This window comes from Herbaspirillum sp. 3R11, assembly GCF_004563925.1.
In the GTDB taxonomy this organism is placed as follows: Bacteria; Pseudomonadota; Gammaproteobacteria; order Burkholderiales; family Burkholderiaceae_D; genus Herbaspirillum.
In genome coordinates, this window is record NZ_SPNJ01000003.1 from 36,262 (window position 1) to 53,082 (window position 16,821).

Consider the following 16,821-nt stretch of genomic DNA (forward strand, 5'->3'; position numbering starts at 1 on the left):
TTTTTAACGCAGCATGAACGACATCGCCGACAAACTGTTCAGCACACGTACCACAAACTCCACCGACGGTGCATCGAACTTCAGCGTCACCGCATCCACCCGCTCGACAATCGGCAACTGACAGAACAGGTCGGTCAGCGCCGGCGTCTGCACCTGCAGGCGGCAGGTGACCGGGACTTCGATGCGGTACTTCGGCATCTGGGTCGCGCGTGCAGCCTGCACGGCTTCCTGCGCAACCTTTTCCAGCAAGACGCACGCTTGTTGCGGCGACAGCGAATCGCCGCTGTTGGCGCCATGCGCTTTCTTGATTTCGGCAAAGCGCGCCTGCGGGAACAGCGGCTGCGTCTCTTCCACGAAGGCGTCGTCGCCGCTGCCGAAAATCACCGGCACGCCATACTCGCCGGCAAGGGCGCCGTAAATCCCGGCTTCGCCCAGCTCGGAGCCATTGAGCCACACGCGTGAAAACGCAAAGCTGTTGATGGTGTGCGCCAGGATGCCGCCGGTCTGCGAGCGCGAGTGGTAGCCGACCATCATGACGGCGTCGATGTCGCCCGCCACGCCACCCATCATGCCGAGCACACGCGGCTTGCCCAGCACGGCGCGCGCGGCCGGATGCAACAGGTCAGGCAACAGGTTGCGGAAGCTGCCGTGCGAATCGTTGACCACGATGTTGCCGGCGCCGCCGGCCAGCGCGCCGCGGATGACGGCATTGGCTTCTTCGGTCATCTGGCGCCGCGCGCGTTCGTATTCACCGTTGCCGGGACGCGTCTGCTCGGGATGGAATACGCCGGCAATACCTTCAATGTCGACCGAAATCAGGATGTTCATGCGTGCTCCATGGTAGCGAGGGTCTCCAGCAAATCGCTCAGCGAGCGGCGCTGGTGACCGTCCCTGCCCTTGACCGCTTCGGCAGCGAACAAGGCGTTGAGGATGGCTTGCTCGGTGCTGTCGGCCACCGCGTAGAACAGCGGGTCGAGCAGGTTATCGTGCAAGCAGGAAAAATGCAGTGCGGGCGAGGCCGCATCGGCCTGATGCGGCACTGTCTGCGCCGTGGAAAACGCCAGTGCGATGTCGCCGCTGCCGTGACCGTACACCGAGCCGGTACGCGCCAGGCCCACTCCCGCACGCCCGGCCAGACGGCGCAGCTGGCGCGCATCGAGCGGTGCATCGGTCGCGATCAGCATGATGATGGAACCCTTCTCGGGTTCGTCCAGCTGTTTCTGCAGGCATTTGAGCGTCTTGCCGACCCGCTCGCCGTCCAGCACCAGGTCCGGCAGTTTTCCGAAATTGGCCAGCACCAGCGCGCCGACCGTGTATTCGGCGCTGCCGACCACGACCTTGCGCGAAGCGCTGCCGATGCCTCCCTTGAGATCGAAGCACGACATGCCGCGACCGGCGCCGACCGCGCCTTGCACGACCTTGTCGGAGGCGTTGTCGAGCGCGTGCCGGTAGTGCTGTTCTTCCACTGCGAAGGCCTGCATGTCGTTCAGATAGCCGTCATTACATTCGAACACCAGCGGATTGATGCTGGGCAGGCTGCGGCCGATGCCCGGATTGTCGCGCACGGCGGCGCGTGTCTGCGCAGTGGCGACGGCGCCGACGGCGAAGGTATTGGTCAGGGCGATCGGCGTCTCCAGCACGCCCAGTTCCTCGACCTGCATCAGGCCGACGCTTTTGCCGAAACCGTTGAAGGTCACCGCCGCTGCCGGAATCTTCTTCTGGAACAAATCGCCGCCATGCGGACGCACCACCGTGACGCCGGTCTGGATCCCGCCATAGTTCAGCGTGCAATGCCCGACCGTCACGCCGGCTACGTCAGCGATGCTGTTCGTGGAGCCGGCAGGCAGGCGCCCAATGTGGGGAGGATATTTCTTGCTCATGACTTGCAGACGCAGTAAGCGCTTTTACTTCTGATCCAGCTTAGGATCCAGCGCATCGCGCAGGCCGTCGCCGAGCAGGTTGAACGCCAGCACCGTCAGGAAGATCGCCAGGCTGGGGAAGATCGCGATATGCGGCGCCGTCATCATGTCGGCACGGGCTTCATTGAGCATCGCGCCCCACTCCGGTGTCGGCGGTTGCGCACCGAGGCCGAGGAAAGACAAGCTGGCGGCGGTGATGATCGAGGTGCCGATACGCATCGTGAAATACACCACCACCGACGAAATCGTGCCGGGGAAGATGTGCCGCAGGATGATCGTCATGTCGTTGGCGCCGATGCTGCGCACCGCTTCGATGTAGGTCAACTGCTTGAGCGACAGCGTATTGCCGCGCACCAGACGGGCGAACGCCGGGATGCTGAAGATCGCCACCGCGATGATCACGTTGGTCATGCCGTTGCCGAGGATCGCCACGATGGCGATCGCCAGCAGGATGCCGGGAAACGCGAACAGCACGTCGCAGATGCGCATGATGACGCGATCGGCCCAGCCTTCATAGTAACCGGCGACCAGTCCCAGGAACGTGCCGACGAGGGCGCCCACCGCCACCGACGAAAAACCCACCGCCAGCGACAGCTGCGTGCCGACCAGGATGCGGCTGAAAATGTCGTGGCCCAGCGAATCGACGCCGAACCAGTGCGCCAATGAAGGCCCTGCATTGAGGGCGTCATAGTCGAAATAATTCTCGGCGTCGTACGGCGAGATGTACGGCGAAACAATCGCGATCACCACCAGGAACAGCACGAAGGCGCCGGCCGCCAGCGCCAGCGGCTGCTTCTTGAACTTGCGCCAGAATTCACTCCAGGGCGTGCGGATCGGTTTGGATGCGGTTGTGGTCACGGTATTTGCGGCAGGGGTAATGGAAGTCGACATGCGCTGCCTCACTTGTAACGGATGCTCGGATTGATGACGGCGTACAGCACGTCGACAATCAGATTGATGAAAATGAATTCCAGCGAGAACAGCAGGATCTCGGCCTGGATGATCGGATAGTCGCGCATCTCGACGGCGTCGATCAGCAGGCGTCCCATGCCGGGCCAGTTGAAGACTTTTTCAACCACGATGGAGCCGCCCAGCAGGAAGCCGAACTGCAGTCCCATCATCGTCACCACCGGGATCAGCGCGTTGCGCAGGCAATGCTTGGCGATCACGATGCGTTCGTTGAGACCCTTGGCGCGCGCGGTGCGGACAAAGTCTTCCTTCATGATTTCGATGAAGGAGGAGCGCGTAAAGCGCGCCATGATCGCGGCCACGCCGGCGCCCAGCGTCAGCGACGGCAGCACGTAGTGGCGCCAGCTGTCGGCGCCGACCGTCGGCAGCCAGCCCAGCTGCACGGAAAACACTTCCATCAGCACCATGCCCAGCGCAAACGGCGGAAAGGAAATCCCCGACACCGCCAGCGTCATGCCGGCGCGGTCGGGCCACTCGTTACGCCATACCGCGGAAAAAACGCCGATGAACAATCCGAAGATCACTGCCCAGACCATGCTGGTGACGGTCAGCCACATGGTCGGCCAGAAGCGCTCCATGATTTCCTGGCTGACCGGCAGCTTGCTGCGCAGCGAGGTGCCGAAGTCGCCATGGGCGGCGTTCACGAAGAAACGCACAAATTGTTTGTGGATGGGTTGATCGAGGCCGAGATCGGCACGGATCAGCGCCACGGTCTGCTCGTCGGCTTCCGGCCCCGCCGCCAGCCGCGCCGGGTCGCCGGGCAGCAAGTGGACGAACAGGAATACCATCACCGCGACCAGCAACAGGGTCGGGATCAAGCCCAGAAGACGTTTTAAGACATAAGAAAACATGGCGCGTCCTGCAATGATTCAACTACTTTGGGGGAGCAGCCGCGCGCATGGATTGCGTGGGCGACTGCCGGGAATTCTGAAATGCGGTGCTGCATGAAGCGGTGATACCGGTTCCGCCATCCCGGTTGAGCGGGACGGCGGAACCTTTGCTACGCCTGTTGCGACAGGTATTGCGACGATGCTTACTTCAGTTCGATTTCATCGAAGTTGAACGACGCGTCAGGCATCACGTACACGCCCTTGAGGTTCTTGCTGCGTGCATACAGGACTTTTTCCGTCACCAGGAAGGCCCATGGCGCATCCTTCCAGATTTCGGTTTGCGCATCCTTGTACAGCGCTGCCTTCTGCGTGCGATCGGTCACGGTCAACGCCTGGGCGATGTCGCTGTCGACCTTGTCGCTCTTGTAGTAAGCGGTGTTGTACAGCTTCGGCGGGAAGGCTTCGGAAGCCAGCAACGGACGCAGGCCCCAGTCGGCTTCACCGGTCGACGACGACCAGCCGCTGTAGTACAGACGCACCGGCGCGGTGTCCGGATTCTGAGCAGTCTCGACCTTCTCGACGCGTTGACCGGCTTCCAGCGCCTGCACCTTGACCTTGATGCCGACCTGCGCCAGTTGTTGTTGCAGGAACTGGATGATCTTCAGCGCGGTGGTGTGGGTGTAGGCCGACCACAGTTCGGTTTCAAAACCGTTCGGGTAACCGGCTTCGGCCAGCAGCGCCTTGGCCTTCTTCACGTCATACGGCCATGGGCCGGTCTTGGCCGCGTAGTCGACGCCCTGCGGCAGCACGCCGTCCATCGGCACGGCATAGCCGCTGAAGGCGACCTTGACCAGCGCATCTTTGTTGATCGCGTAGTTGATGGCCTGACGGACTTTCACATTGTCGAATGGCTTTTGCTTGACGTTCATCGACATATAACGCTGGATGATGGATGGACCGCTCACGATATCCAGCGCGCCCTTGCCCTTCAACAGCTCGGCCTGCTCATACGGCAGCGGGAAGGTGAAGTTCGCTTCGCCGGTCTGCATCATGGCGGCGCGCGAGTTGTTGTCGACCACCGGCTTCCAGATCACTTCGTCGACCTTCGGATAGCCGGCCTTCCAGTAGCCGGAGAATTTCTCGGCCTTCATGTAGTCGGTCTGTTTCCACTCGACGAACTTGAACGGCCCCGTGCCGACCGGATGGAAGGCAATGTCCTTGTTGCCGTACTGCTTCAGCGCAGTCGGCGAAATGATCACCGCCGACGGATGCGCCAGCACGTTGATGAAGGCCGAGAACGGTTCCTTCAGCACGATCTTGACGGTGTAGTCGTTGAGCACGTCGGTGCGGGCGACGCGGTTGAACAGGTTGTAGCGCTTGAGCTTGTTGTCCGGATTGGTGACGCGGTCCATCACGGCCTTGACGGCGTCGGCCTTGAACACGGTGCCGTCATGGAACTTCACGCCCTGGCGCAGGCGGATGGTGTATTCCAGGCCGTCCTTGCTGACCAGGTAGCCTTCAGCCAGCACGTTGACCAGCTTGAGGTCCTTGTCGAACGCGAACAGGCCCTGGTAGAAGGACTTGGTCACGGCCAGCGACAGCGTGTCGTTGGCGTCGTAAGGATCCATCGTGGTGAAGGTCGAGGCGACCGCGAGCGTCACGCTCTTGGCGGCCCAGGCGTGCACCGCGGCGAACTGCAGCGTGGTGCCGATGGCGCCAAGAGCCAGCCATCGGATAGCAGTGGCGCCGCGACGGGAAAATTGAGTAGTCATGCTGTGGCTCCTGAATGTCTTGGTTAATGAAGGTGACAACAAATTAAAAAGCAGCGGAAATGCGATGTGCAGCAACAAAATGGCCGGGGCCGACTTGCTTCAAAGGTTCGACCAGCGGATCGTCTCCGATGGCGCGAATGGGGCTTGGAATCTCATCATTTTGCAAACCTTTCTTCAGGTGGCGCAGCTCGGGATCGGCCACCGGCACGGCGGCCATGAGCTTGCGCGTGTAAGGATGCTGAGGATTTTCAAAAATGGCGCGGCGCGGACCGATCTCGACGATCTGGCCCAGGTACATCACGGCGACGCGATGGCTGATGCGTTCCACCACCGCCATGTCGTGCGAGATGAAGATGAACGAGATTCCCAGTTCGGCCTGCAGGTCCAGCATCAGGTTGACGATCTGCGCCTGGATCGAGACGTCCAAGGCCGACACCGATTCGTCGGCGATGACGATCTTCGGATTCAGCGCCAGGGCGCGCGCGATGCAGATGCGCTGGCGCTGGCCGCCGGAGAATTCGTGCGGATAGCGCTGGGCATGTTCCGGCAGCAGGCCGACCCGCGTGAGCAGCGCATCGACGCGTTCCTGTGCGCCCTCTTTCATGCCATGGACCAGCATCGGCTCCATGATGGAATAGCCGACCGTCAGGCGCGGATCGAGCGAGGCGAACGGGTCCTGGAAAATGAACTGGATGTCGCGGCGCAGTTCGCGCAATTCCGAACGCGGCAGTTCCGCCAGGTTGCGGCCGCCGAACTCGACCTTGCCGCCGCTGATCTCGACCAGGCGCAACAGCGAGCGCCCGGTAGTCGATTTGCCGCAGCCGGACTCGCCGACGATGGCCAGCGTCTCGCCGGCATACAGATCGAAGCTGACGCGCTCGACCGCATGGACGCGTTGCTTGACGCGACCGAAGATGCCGCTCTTGACGTCGAAACGCGTGGTCAGGTCGGTGACCTTGAGGATAGGCTGGCGCTGCTGCGCGATCTCCGAGGCCGCCTGCAGTTCTTCAGCGATGGCGTCCGGCTTAGCTTCGGCGCTCGGTGCGATGCCGAAGCGCGACGGCGTGTCGGTGCCGGTCATGGCGCCCAGGCGCGGCACCGCAGCCAGCAGGCTTTGTGTGTAAGGATGGGCGGGTGCGGCGAAAATGCTGCGCACGTCGTTTTCTTCAACCTTCTCGCCGCGGCACATGACGACCACGCGGTCGGCGATTTCCGCCACCACGCCCATGTCGTGGGTGATGAAGACCACCGCCATCTGCATTTCTTCCTGTAGCGAACGGATCAGTTGCAGGATCTGCGCCTGGATGGTCACGTCCAGGGCCGTGGTCGGCTCGTCGGCGATCAGCAGCGAGGGCTTGCACGACAAGGCCATCGCGATCATCACGCGCTGGCGCATGCCGCCCGAGAGTTGATGCGGATGGCGACCGAGCACGCGCTTGGCTTCCGGGATGCGCACCATTTCCAGCATGCGCAATGCTTCGGCGCTCGCGGCGGAGCGGCTCTTGCGCTGATGCAGGCGGATCGATTCGGCGATCTGCTCACCCACCGTGAAGACCGGATTGAGCGAGGTCATCGGCTCCTGGAAGATCATCGCGATCTCGGCTCCGCGAATGCTGCGCATGGTGGATTGCGGCGCCGTGACCAGGTCCAGCGTGCTGCTGTTGCGGCGCTGGAATTGCATGTTGCCGGAAACGATACGGCCGCCGCCGTGTTCTATCAGGCGCATGATGGCCAGCGACGACACCGACTTGCCGGAACCAGACTCGCCGACGATGGCCAGCGTCTCGCCCTTGTCGACGTGGAAAGACAGACCGCGCACCGCTTCCACCGTGCGTTCGGAACCGGTGAAGGTGACGCCGAGATTGTCGACGGTCAGCACGCGCTGTGCGCTGCCTACGATATCGGAGATCGGCGATTGTTGATCGTGCATGGCCATTTCGTTGCGTCCTTCGCTACTGCTTATTTATAGATTGCCGTGACCGGCGTGTCGCCGCCACGGGCATAACCGCGATACATGCCTTCGGTGTTGAACGTCAGCTCGAGGTTGCCTTGCGCATCGACGGCGATCAGGCCGCCGCGTCCTTCGTAGGCCGGCAAGACCTGCATGACGACCTGTTCCATGGCTTCCTGCAAGGTCGCGCCGGCATAGGCCATGCGCGCCGCGACGTCGTAGGCGGCAACGGTGCGCATGAATACTTCGCCGGTGCCGGTTGCGGAAATCGCCACCGTCGCATTGGCCGCATAGCAGCCCGCGCCGATCAGCGGCGTGTCGCCGATGCGGCCGACCTGCTTGTTGGTGATGCCGCCGGTGGAGGTCGCCGCCGCGACGTTGCCGTGCATGTCGAGTGCGACCGCGCCGACGGTGCCGAATTTGTTGTCCGGATCAATCGGATCAATCGCAGCACCTGCAGCCGATCCGTGGGCGGATTCCTTGAAGGTGAACGCCGCCGCGTCGTGATCCAGCATCATGCCGCTCTGTTCGCGCACGCGCAGCCATTGCTGATGGCGCGCGTCGGTGTGGAAATAGGTCGGATCGACGATGTCCAGGCCTTGTTGCCGTGCAAAAGCGTCGGCGCCGCAACCGGCCAACAAGACGTGCGCGCTCTTGTCCATCACGGCGCGCGCGGCCAGCACCGGGTTGCGCACGCAGGTGATATTGGCGACGGCGCCGGCCTTGAGGGTGGCGCCGTCCATGATGGCGGCATCGAGTTCATGCGTGCCGGCGCGGGTATAGACCGCGCCCTTGCCGGCGTTGAACAGCGGGCAGTCTTCCAGCAGGCGCACCGCTTCGCTGACGGCGTCGAGCGCCGAACCGCCGGCGGTCAACACCGCTTGTGCTGACTTCAGGATCGCGTGCAGTTCGCGATGATAGTTGGCTTCGTCGGCGGCGCTCAACGCGCTGCGCGTGATGGTGCCGGCGCCGCCGTGAATGGCGATGACTGGGGTGTTCATGATTTCCTGTTCCTGGTGACAGACTTGCCGTGGGCGGTAGTGATGCCGGCAGCCGCTTTCTTCGCCACGCGCACCGCCTCATGCTGCTCGGCCTGGTACAACCATGGCAATACGAATTCGGTCATTTCGGACGCGGCCTGCACCGAGCGCTTGGCGCGATGCGCGACCGCATCGCACAGCGCCTGGATCAACACCAGTGCGGCGGCGTCCGAGGTCGGCGACAACTGCCGCTCGGTCTGCGAATAAATGGTCACGTCGGCCAGCGGCACCAGCGGCGAATGCGGCAGGTCGGTAAAGGCGATCAGCTTGGCGCCCTTCTCGACCGCGCGGCGCGCCAGGCGCACGGTATCGGTGGCGTAGCGCGGGTAAGCCATGGCGATGACGACATCGCGCTCGTCCAGCTTGAAGAATTGGCGCCCGGTCTGCGACGGCCCGCCCGGATGCACGCCCGACAGCACGGTGCGGCAGAACGGCTCCAGCGCATGCACCATGATGCCCGCCAGGAACGCGCTGGCGCCGAAACCGATCACGAAGATGCGCTCGGCTTTCAGGATCATCTCGACGGCCTGGTCGCAGTGCTCGGCCACCAGGCTTTGGCGCGTGGCCTCGATGTTGCGGATGTCGTTGCTGAGCGCGGCGGAAATAATTTCCACGCTGGTTGCGCTCTTCTGCACTTCGTGACGCATCTTTTCCACCGGCGCCAGCGACGAGGCGAAGTCGGCCACCAGCGCATTGCGGAACGGCGCATAGCCGTCGAAACCCAGCGCATGCGCGAAGCGATTGGCGGTCGCCAGCGAAATGCCAGCCGCTTCTGACAGCTCGTCGATGGTCATGGTGGCGGCACGGAAAGTGTTGGCCAGCACGTAATCGGCGGTCTTGCGATGCGCCTTCGACAAATTCGGGTACAACTTGCCCAGCACGCGCGCTACGGCGCCGCCGCCCTGCAAGGATGTGGTCTTTGAGTTGTACATGTGACGTCGGTCGAAATTCGGGAAGCTGCAAAAAATGTAAATATATTTTCATTATTTTCAAAAGTAAAGAAAATATCCTTTCAAAAATGAAAGTAAAAATCTTTGCACCTTTAGCGCGCGCAAATGCACCGCGATAGCGAGAAATACTAGGCAAATTCGGGTGCGATGCACCAAAGCGGAAGCCCCACGGTGTGACGAACTCCGACCCGCGCCCACGCTCGCGACAACGAAAACGGACGTGCATAAACCACCGTGAAAACACGGCGATGCGAGGCCCTCATGCTGCAGTGAAGCAGAACGAGAGCAACTCAGACCGGCAGAAACCGGAAATAAAGGAAAATGATTTGCGGAATGCGCCCGGACGGCGCAGCAACAGATTTCAGCGCGGCACGACTTCCCGCAATTCGATCAGGTTGCCGAATGGGTCGGCGGTATAGATACGGATGAAACCGGGGATCGGCGCGTCTTCCTGCACCGGGAAGCCGCCCTCTTTGAGCGTTACGATCATCGGCGCCAGCGTATCGACGATCAGGCCCGGATGGGCATTGAGCGCCGGCTGGAAATCCTTGTCGACGCCAAGATGCAGTTGCAGCACGCCGCACTGGAACCACAGGCCGCCGCGCGCCTGCAAGGCTGCCGGCTTGGGCAACTCCGGCATGCCGAGGATGCCGCCGAAGAAGCGCCGCGCGGCGTCTTCGCCGCCGACGGGCATGGCGAGCTGGATATGATCGATGGCGGTGACTGGCATGGGAATCCTCTTTGCTGGCGGCAGGCTGGCTGCGGAAATAGTCTGCGAGGATTCTATCCCTTCGCCGCAAGCGCCGCTGGCGACGCAAAAAACGCCTTGCCTGAGCGCTCCCTCCCCTTCAAGGGGAGGGCCGGGGTGGGGATGGGTTACCAATGGACATGCAATATTTCATTTTTCTGTGTGTTTGGAATAAGGCCATATGGAAATAAGACAAATGTGCTGCCCCCCCTTCAAACCCATCCCCACCCCAACCCTCCCCTTGAAGGGGAGGGAGTGCAAGGGGGGAAACAAAAGCTTCATGCAATCATGCTGCTGGCCGGATTGCCTGCTGGCTTAATAGCTGCGGCTTTGAGAGAATGACGGCCATGAACATCCGCTTCCTCGAAACCTTCGTCTGGCTGGCCAAGCTGAAAAATTTCCGCCTGACCGCCGAGCGCCTGCACACCACGCAAGCTGCGGTGTCGAGCCGCATCGCCACGCTGGAACAGGATTTCGGCGTGCGCCTGTTCGATCGCGGCGCACGTGAAGTCACGCTGACCACCGACGGCAGCAAGGCGCTGGTGTATGCCGAGCGCATGGTCAAGCTGATGCGCGAGATGAAGGACGACATGTCCGACAAGCAGGTCTACGCCGGCGTGATCCGCATCGGTGTGATCGAATCGATCGTGCACAGCTGGTTCCCGGATTTCCTCGGCCGCGTGCACAAGATGTTCCCGCGCCTGCAGATTGAGATCGCCAGCGACACCACCATTCATCTGCGCGAACAGTTCAGCAAGGGCAACCTCGACATCGTGCTGCAGGCCGAGCCGGTGATCGGCACCCACATCACCAACATCAACCTGTGCGAATTTCCGATGCGCTGGGTCGGCAGTCCCAAGCTCAATATCGGCAGCGAGACGCTGAGCCTGTCCGACCTGGCGACCTTCCCCATCATCAGCTTCGCGCGTAACTCGGGTCCGCATGCGGTGATCGAGCGGCTGCTTTCCGGCAGCGAACGCGGTGCCTTGCATATCAATTGCATCGCCTCGGTCGCCACCATGATCCGGCTGGTCACCGATGGCTTCGGCGTGGCGGCAGTGCCGCCGGCGATCATCCAGCGCGAGCTCAATGAAGAAATCCTGCACACGCTGCGGGTCGACGTCGAGTTCCCGGCGCTGGTGATGCTGGCCTGTTTCCGTTCCGACAATGAGAACCCGCTGACCGAAACCGTAGCCCGCATCGCCCAGGAAACCGCCGCCGACTTCGCACTCAATTGGGGACACGAGATCGCACGGCTGCCGTCGCAGGCGCAGTAGCAATCATCCCCAAGTCAGCGCCGGCAAGGCCTGCACGCGTTTTGCATCGCAGCACCGCAGCACCACAACGGCGCAACGGCCCACCCATTTTTGCTCATAAGATTTTCCAATCATCTGCGCCAACAATTTCTTGTTGGACAGCGCTGCCCTCGCTACGCATACTGAATTCACACAAGATCACAAGATCGTTCATGGCGCCGGATGCACATGCCGGCGCAAAAGCAAGCGACAGATTTCCGCCAGGCATTTTCCAGCTACGATTTCACCGAGACACTCCCATGTCCTGCATGTTCTCGTGCTGTGAGAATGAAGCGACCGCTCAATCAATCTCAAAAGCAGGAGAAGGCAAGCATGACCTCGACATCGGCAACATCCCCGACAGGGAATTCCATCTACACGCCAAGCGCGGTAGACATGGAAGTCACCTACAAGAAAATCGCCTGGCGATTGATCCCCTTCCTGGTTTTCCTGTTCGTGCTGGCCTGGATCGACCGCGTCAACGTCGGCTTCGCCAAGCTGCAGATGCTTCAGGACCTGCAATTCTCGGAAGCGATCTACGGCCTCGGCGCCGGCATCTTCTTCATCGGCTACTTCCTGTTTGAAGTGCCAAGCAACCTGCTGCTGGAAAAAATCGGCGCGCGCAAGACGCTTGCCCGCATCACCATCCTGTGGGGCCTGGCCTCGATGGCGATGGCCTATGTCACGTCGCCGACCTCGTTCTATATCCTGCGCTTCATGCTGGGCGTATTCGAAGCAGGCTTCTTCCCCGGCGTCGTGCTGTACCTGACCTACTGGTTCCCGGCCCAGCGCCGCGCCCGCGTCAACGGCCTGTTCATGACCTCGTTCGCGATTGCCGGCGCCGTCGGCGGCCCTATCGCGGGCACCATCATGAGCCAGATGGAAGGCGTCGGCCACCTCGCCAACTGGCAATGGCTGTTCATCCTGGAAGGAATTCCTTCGCTGATCGCCGGCGTCTTCGTGCTGCTGTACCTGCCGGAAAAGCCGGCCAACGCCAAGTGGCTCTCGGTCGCCGAACAGCAAGCCGTCACCCAGGCGCTGGTCGCCGAAAACACCTCCGCCAGCAAGCACCTGTCGTTCAAGGACGCCTGTAGCAACTACCGTGTGTGGCTGTGCGCTGCCGTGTATTTCTGCGTGGTCAGCGGCAACGCCACCATCGCCTTCTGGACGCCGTCGATCATCAAGGAGATCGGCATCAAGGGCAACCTGCAGATCGGCCTGATCTCCGCCATCCCGTTCATCGCCGGCACGCTGGCCATGATCTGGAACGGCATCCACTCCGACAAGACCGGCGAGCGCCGCATGCATAGCGCCATCGCCACGTTGATCGCCAGCGTCGGCCTGATCCTGACCGGCCTCACCTTGGGCAACGCCGTCATGGCGCTGTGCGCGTTGACGCTCGCCGCCATCGGTATCCTGGCCGCGTTCCCGGTGTTCTGGTCGATCCCTGCCGCGTTCCTCGCAGGCACTGCAGCGGCAGGCGGCATCGCGCTGATCAACTCGATCGGCAACCTGGCCGGCTTCGTCGCTCCTTACATGATCGGCGCGCTGAAGACCAGCACCGGGTCGCTGTCCTCTGGCCTGTATTTCGTGGCCGCGCTGGAATTCCTGGCGAGCTTCCTGGTGGTCGTATTCGTCAAGAAATCGCAAGCTTAACTATTTCTGAGTTGTCCCTGCGCCGCCATTCTGTTCCTGCATTTCTGCCCCGGCGGCGCACCCTTTATTCACTTCACGTACCTGAAGCAGCCTTATGAAACTCTCTTTCCACACTGACGCAGCAACCCTCAACGTCGACATCGACAACCTGATCATCGCCGGCTGGGCTGGTCGCGACCTGGCCGCCATCGAGCACCACATCGAAGAACTGGCGGCGCTGGGCATTCCACGCCCGAGCGCGGTTCCGCTGTATTACCGCGTGGCCAGCAACCAGCTCACGCAATCGGCGACGGTGCAAGTCCTGGGCCCCGAATCGTCGGGCGAAGTCGAGACCTTCGTCTTCAACGCCGGCGGCGAACTGTACGTCAGCATCGCCTCCGACCACACTGACCGCAAGCTGGAAGCCCACAGCGTGGCCTTCTCCAAGCAAGCCTGCATCAAACCCGTGGCCGCCGCCGCCTGGAAACTGGCCGACGTCGCCGCTTACTGGGATGAGCTGGTGATCCGCTCCTGGATCAAGGAAGACGGCAAGGAAGTGCTGTACCAGGAAGGCACATTGGCCAGCCTGCGCACGCCGCAAGACCTGATCGCCGGCTTTACCGGCGGCAAGGACATCCTGCCCGAAGGCAGCGGCATGACCTGCGGCACGGTCGGCGCCATCGGCGGCATCCGCCCTGCGACTTCGTTCACGATGGAGTTGTTCGACCCGCGTCGTCAACGTTCGCTGCGCCACACCTACGAAGCGGAAATCCTCGCCGAAGTTGCCTAATTATTTATTCCTGACGCCATGATCCCCAGCCTGCACCAACACAGCGAAGACCTGCGCAGCGGCCGCAGCAGCTCGCTCGAACTGACCGAACGCGCCCTCGACCTCGCCGCCGCAGCCGACGGCGAAGGCGCGCGCGTCTTCACCCGGCTTTACGCCGACAGCGCACGTGCTTCCGCCAGCGCCTCTGACACGCTGCGTGCAGCGGGCCTGACGCGCTCGCCGATCGAGGGCTTGCCGGTCTCCATCAAGGACTTGTTCGACGTCGCCGGCGAAACCACGCTGGCCGGTTCGGTCGCCTTGCGCGGCTATCCGGCGGCGACCGAGAGCGCCGTGGTGGTGCAGCGCCTGATCGCCGCCGGCGCGGTGATCGTCGGTCGCACCAACATGACAGAGTTCGCCTACTCCGGCCTGGGCATCAATCCGCACTACGGCACGCCGCGCAATCCGTGGCAGCGCGACGTTGGTGATATCGATGGTGGTCGCATTCCGGGCGGCTCGTCGTCGGGTGCGGCGATTTCGGTGACGGACGGCATGGCGGTGGCCGGCGTGGGTTCCGACACCGGCGGTTCGATCCGCATTCCGGCGGCGCTGTGCGGCCTCACCGGTTTCAAGCCGACTGCGAGTCGCGTCTCCATGCAAGGCGTGTTGCCGCTGTCCGAATACCTCGACTCGATCGGCGCGATGGCGCCGACCGTGACGTGCTGCGCCAAGATGGATGCGGTGCTGGCCGGGGAAACCTATGTCGCACCGGTCGCGCATCCGCTGCGCGGCCTGCGCCTGCTGATGCCGACCAACGTGGTGCTGGACGGCATCGACGAACAGGTGGCGTCCGCCCTGCAAACGGCGCTGTCGCGCCTGTCGGCAGCCGGCGCCGTGATCGTTGAGAGCAAGATCGACGCCTTCAGCGAACTGGCCTCGATCAACGCCAAGGGCGGCTTCACCGCCGCCGAAGCCTGGACCTGGCACCGCAAGCTGATCGCCGAGCGCGAAGCGGCCTACGACCAGCGCGTGGTGTCGCGCATCAAGCGCGGCAAGGACATGGGCGCCGCCGACCTGCTCGACGTCATCCACAGCCGCCGCCGCTGGATCGCCGCAGTGGAACGTCAACTGGCCGGCTTCGACGCGATGATCATGCCGACCGTGCCCATCGTCGCGCCGAAGATCGCCGACCTGCAAGCCAGCGACGACGCCTACTACGCCGCCAACGGCCTGATCCTGCGCAATCCGACCATGATCAACTTCCTCGACGGCTGCGCCATATCGCTGCCCTGCCATGTACCCGGGAATGCGCCGGTGGGCCTGAGCATGGCCGCGCCCGGCGGTCACGATCACCGGCTGCTGTCGATGGCGCTGGCGGTGGAAACTGCATTGAAATCGTAAAGAAAAAGCCGGCATCAGCCGGCTTTTTTGTTTCTGCTCCGGCAGGCGTCGCGGCTTGACGGAATTTCCTCCAGGCAAGCCCTCCGGCACTCCTTCCCCGCTGTCATATAATGGCGGCCCTACGGCAGACACAGGCCGAATTACCTTATGACCCTGAAAACTTTGCCTCCCGCGGGTGCAGCAACGCCCGGCATCCGGCTCGAATCAATCACGCTGGCGCGCGGCGACCGCGTCGTGCTGGAACACATCGACCTGCACCTGACCGAGCAACGCATCGGCCTGGTCGGCGACAACGGCGCCGGCAAGAGCAGCCTGTTCCGCCTGATCTGCGGGCTGGACCAGCCGCAGAGCGGCCGCGTGAGCGTGCACGGCTACCGCACCGACGAGGCGAGCGAGCGCCGCAAGCTGCCGCAGCATGTGGGCCTGATGTTCCAGAATCCTGACGACCAGATCATCTTTCCGACGGTGGCCGAAGAGCTGGCATTCAGCCTGACTGCGGCCGGCATCGGCAAGCAGCAGGCGCGCCAACAGGCGCGCGATTTCCTGGCCGCACGCGGCCTGCCCGACTGGGCCGAGCGCGCCGTCGGCGAACTGAGCCAGGGCCAGCGCCAGCAGGTCTGCCTGATGGCGCTGCAAATCACCACGCCCGCTACGCTGCTGCTGGACGAACCGTATTCCGCGCTGGACCTGCCGAGCCAGTTGCGCCTGTCGACGCAGATCGCCGCGACCAGCCAGCAGATTATCCTGTCGACGCATCTGCTGGAGCACGTGCAGGACTTTGAACGCGTGCTGTGGCTGGACAAGGGCAAATTGCGCGGCGACGGTCCGGGGCGTGACATTTGCGCTGCTTACGCGCAGGACGTGCGCGAGCGCGCTGCCAGCAATGCCGCCGCAGAAGTCTTGCAACACGCGGCCCAGGCCGACGCGACGTAATGCGCAGCCTTTATTCAACGCGGCGCACCTGGCTGCATGGCGTACCGGCCTGGCTCAAACTGGTCGCGCTGTCGCTGGGCGGCACCGTGCTGATGCTGACTGCCGATGTGCGCGGCATCGCCATCGCTGCGGCGGTGGTGCTGGCGCTGTTTGCTTCGCTCGGTCCGGCCGGATGGCGCCAGTGGCGCATGCTGCGCGGCCTGCTGATTGCATCGGCGCTGATCGCCGGTTTCCACTGGGCGATGGGTAATCCCGCCATCGGCGTGGTCAGTGCGCTGCGCATCATGGCCGCCGCCATGCTGGCGCTGATGCTGACCATCACGACCCGTTTCGACGATTTGCTGACGGTGCTGGAAACCATCCTGTCGCCGTTGGGCCGCTTCGGCCTGCCGGTCGGGCGAATTGCGCTGGCGATCGGCCTGACGCTGCGCTTCGCCGAGAATTTTTATGCACAATGGCAGCGCCTCGACGACGCCCATCGCGCGCGCACCGGCCGCAGCGGCGGCCTGCGCCTGCTGGCGCCGCTGGCGATACGCGCGCTGCAGACCGCCGAACGCGTGGCCGATGCACTGGCCGCCCGGCTGGGCGGCTGACACTATTTTTTCCTTG

Annotated in this window: 15 protein-coding genes; 6 read left to right on the plus strand and 9 right to left on the minus strand. The window is 62.9% G+C overall.

Going from position 1 to position 16,821, the window contains the following annotated elements; all coding sequences use genetic code 11:
- Positions 1 to 3: 3 nt before the first annotated feature.
- The 9 genes from E4P32_RS13625 to E4P32_RS13665 form a co-directional block, all read right to left on the minus strand.
- Positions 4 to 828: a M55 family metallopeptidase gene (locus E4P32_RS13625; RefSeq protein WP_116435261.1), complete on the minus strand. Its 825-nt coding sequence runs from the start codon at positions 826 to 828 to the stop codon at positions 4 to 6.
- Positions 825 to 1,880, minus strand: a complete 1,056-nt coding sequence (locus E4P32_RS13630; protein ID WP_116435260.1) for a P1 family peptidase — start codon at positions 1,878 to 1,880, stop codon at positions 825 to 827. Before E4P32_RS13630 ends, E4P32_RS13625 begins: the two co-directional genes overlap by 4 nt.
- A 24-nt stretch (positions 1,881 to 1,904) precedes the next feature.
- The gene (gene gsiD, locus E4P32_RS13635) at positions 1,905 to 2,810 is read right to left on the minus strand and encodes a glutathione ABC transporter permease GsiD (RefSeq protein ID WP_116435259.1); all 906 of its coding nucleotides are present in this window, start codon (positions 2,808 to 2,810) and stop codon (positions 1,905 to 1,907) included.
- Between the two features lie 8 nt (positions 2,811 to 2,818).
- Positions 2,819 to 3,739, minus strand: coding sequence for a glutathione ABC transporter permease GsiC (gene gsiC / locus E4P32_RS13640; RefSeq protein ID WP_116435258.1), 921 nt, complete (start codon positions 3,737 to 3,739; stop codon positions 2,819 to 2,821).
- A gap of 182 nt (positions 3,740 to 3,921) precedes the next feature.
- On the minus strand, positions 3,922 to 5,490 hold the full coding sequence (gene gsiB / locus E4P32_RS13645; RefSeq protein ID WP_116435257.1) for a glutathione ABC transporter substrate-binding protein GsiB: 1,569 nt from the start codon (positions 5,488 to 5,490) through the stop codon (positions 3,922 to 3,924).
- A 43-nt stretch (positions 5,491 to 5,533) separates the two neighbouring features.
- Entirely contained in the window at positions 5,534 to 7,426 is a 1,893-nt protein-coding gene (locus E4P32_RS13650; protein ID WP_116435256.1) for a dipeptide ABC transporter ATP-binding protein, read from the minus strand.
- Between the two features lie 23 nt (positions 7,427 to 7,449).
- Complete coding sequence (locus E4P32_RS13655) at positions 7,450 to 8,442, minus strand: isoaspartyl peptidase/L-asparaginase (RefSeq protein WP_116435255.1); 993 nt, start codon at positions 8,440 to 8,442, stop codon at positions 7,450 to 7,452.
- On the minus strand, positions 8,439 to 9,413 hold the full coding sequence (locus tag E4P32_RS13660) for a MurR/RpiR family transcriptional regulator (RefSeq protein ID WP_233526691.1): 975 nt from the start codon (positions 9,411 to 9,413) through the stop codon (positions 8,439 to 8,441). Before E4P32_RS13660 ends, E4P32_RS13655 begins: the two co-directional genes overlap by 4 nt.
- A gap of 379 nt (positions 9,414 to 9,792) precedes the next feature.
- Complete coding sequence (locus E4P32_RS13665; protein ID WP_116435254.1) at positions 9,793 to 10,161, minus strand: glyoxalase; 369 nt, start codon at positions 10,159 to 10,161, stop codon at positions 9,793 to 9,795.
- Between the two features lie 365 nt (positions 10,162 to 10,526).
- Here E4P32_RS13665 and E4P32_RS13670 point away from each other — a divergent pair, with 365 nt between their 5' ends.
- The 6 genes from E4P32_RS13670 to E4P32_RS13695 all read left to right on the plus strand — a co-directional run bounded on the left by E4P32_RS13670 (position 10,527) and on the right by E4P32_RS13695 (position 16,805).
- Positions 10,527 to 11,456 carry a LysR family transcriptional regulator gene (locus tag E4P32_RS13670; RefSeq protein ID WP_116435351.1) on the plus strand — a complete coding sequence of 310 codons (930 nt, stop codon included), beginning with the start codon at positions 10,527 to 10,529 and terminating at the stop codon, positions 11,454 to 11,456.
- 351 nt (positions 11,457 to 11,807) lie between these two features.
- Positions 11,808 to 13,130: an MFS transporter gene (locus E4P32_RS13675; RefSeq protein WP_233526690.1), complete on the plus strand. Its 1,323-nt coding sequence runs from the start codon at positions 11,808 to 11,810 to the stop codon at positions 13,128 to 13,130.
- A 94-nt stretch (positions 13,131 to 13,224) separates the two neighbouring features.
- Positions 13,225 to 13,899 (plus strand): DUF2848 domain-containing protein, encoded by a 675-nt coding sequence (locus E4P32_RS13680; RefSeq protein ID WP_116435252.1) that lies wholly within the window; start codon positions 13,225 to 13,227, stop codon positions 13,897 to 13,899.
- 18 nt (positions 13,900 to 13,917) lie between these two features.
- Entirely contained in the window at positions 13,918 to 15,279 is a 1,362-nt protein-coding gene (locus tag E4P32_RS13685; RefSeq protein WP_116435251.1) for an amidase, read from the plus strand.
- 147 nt (positions 15,280 to 15,426) lie between these two features.
- Entirely contained in the window at positions 15,427 to 16,212 is a 786-nt protein-coding gene (locus E4P32_RS13690) for an ABC transporter ATP-binding protein (RefSeq protein ID WP_116435250.1), read from the plus strand.
- On the plus strand, positions 16,212 to 16,805 hold the full coding sequence (locus E4P32_RS13695; protein WP_116435249.1) for an energy-coupling factor transporter transmembrane protein EcfT: 594 nt from the start codon (positions 16,212 to 16,214) through the stop codon (positions 16,803 to 16,805). Before E4P32_RS13690 ends, E4P32_RS13695 begins: the two co-directional genes overlap by 1 nt.
- Positions 16,806 to 16,821: the final 16 nt, after the last annotated feature.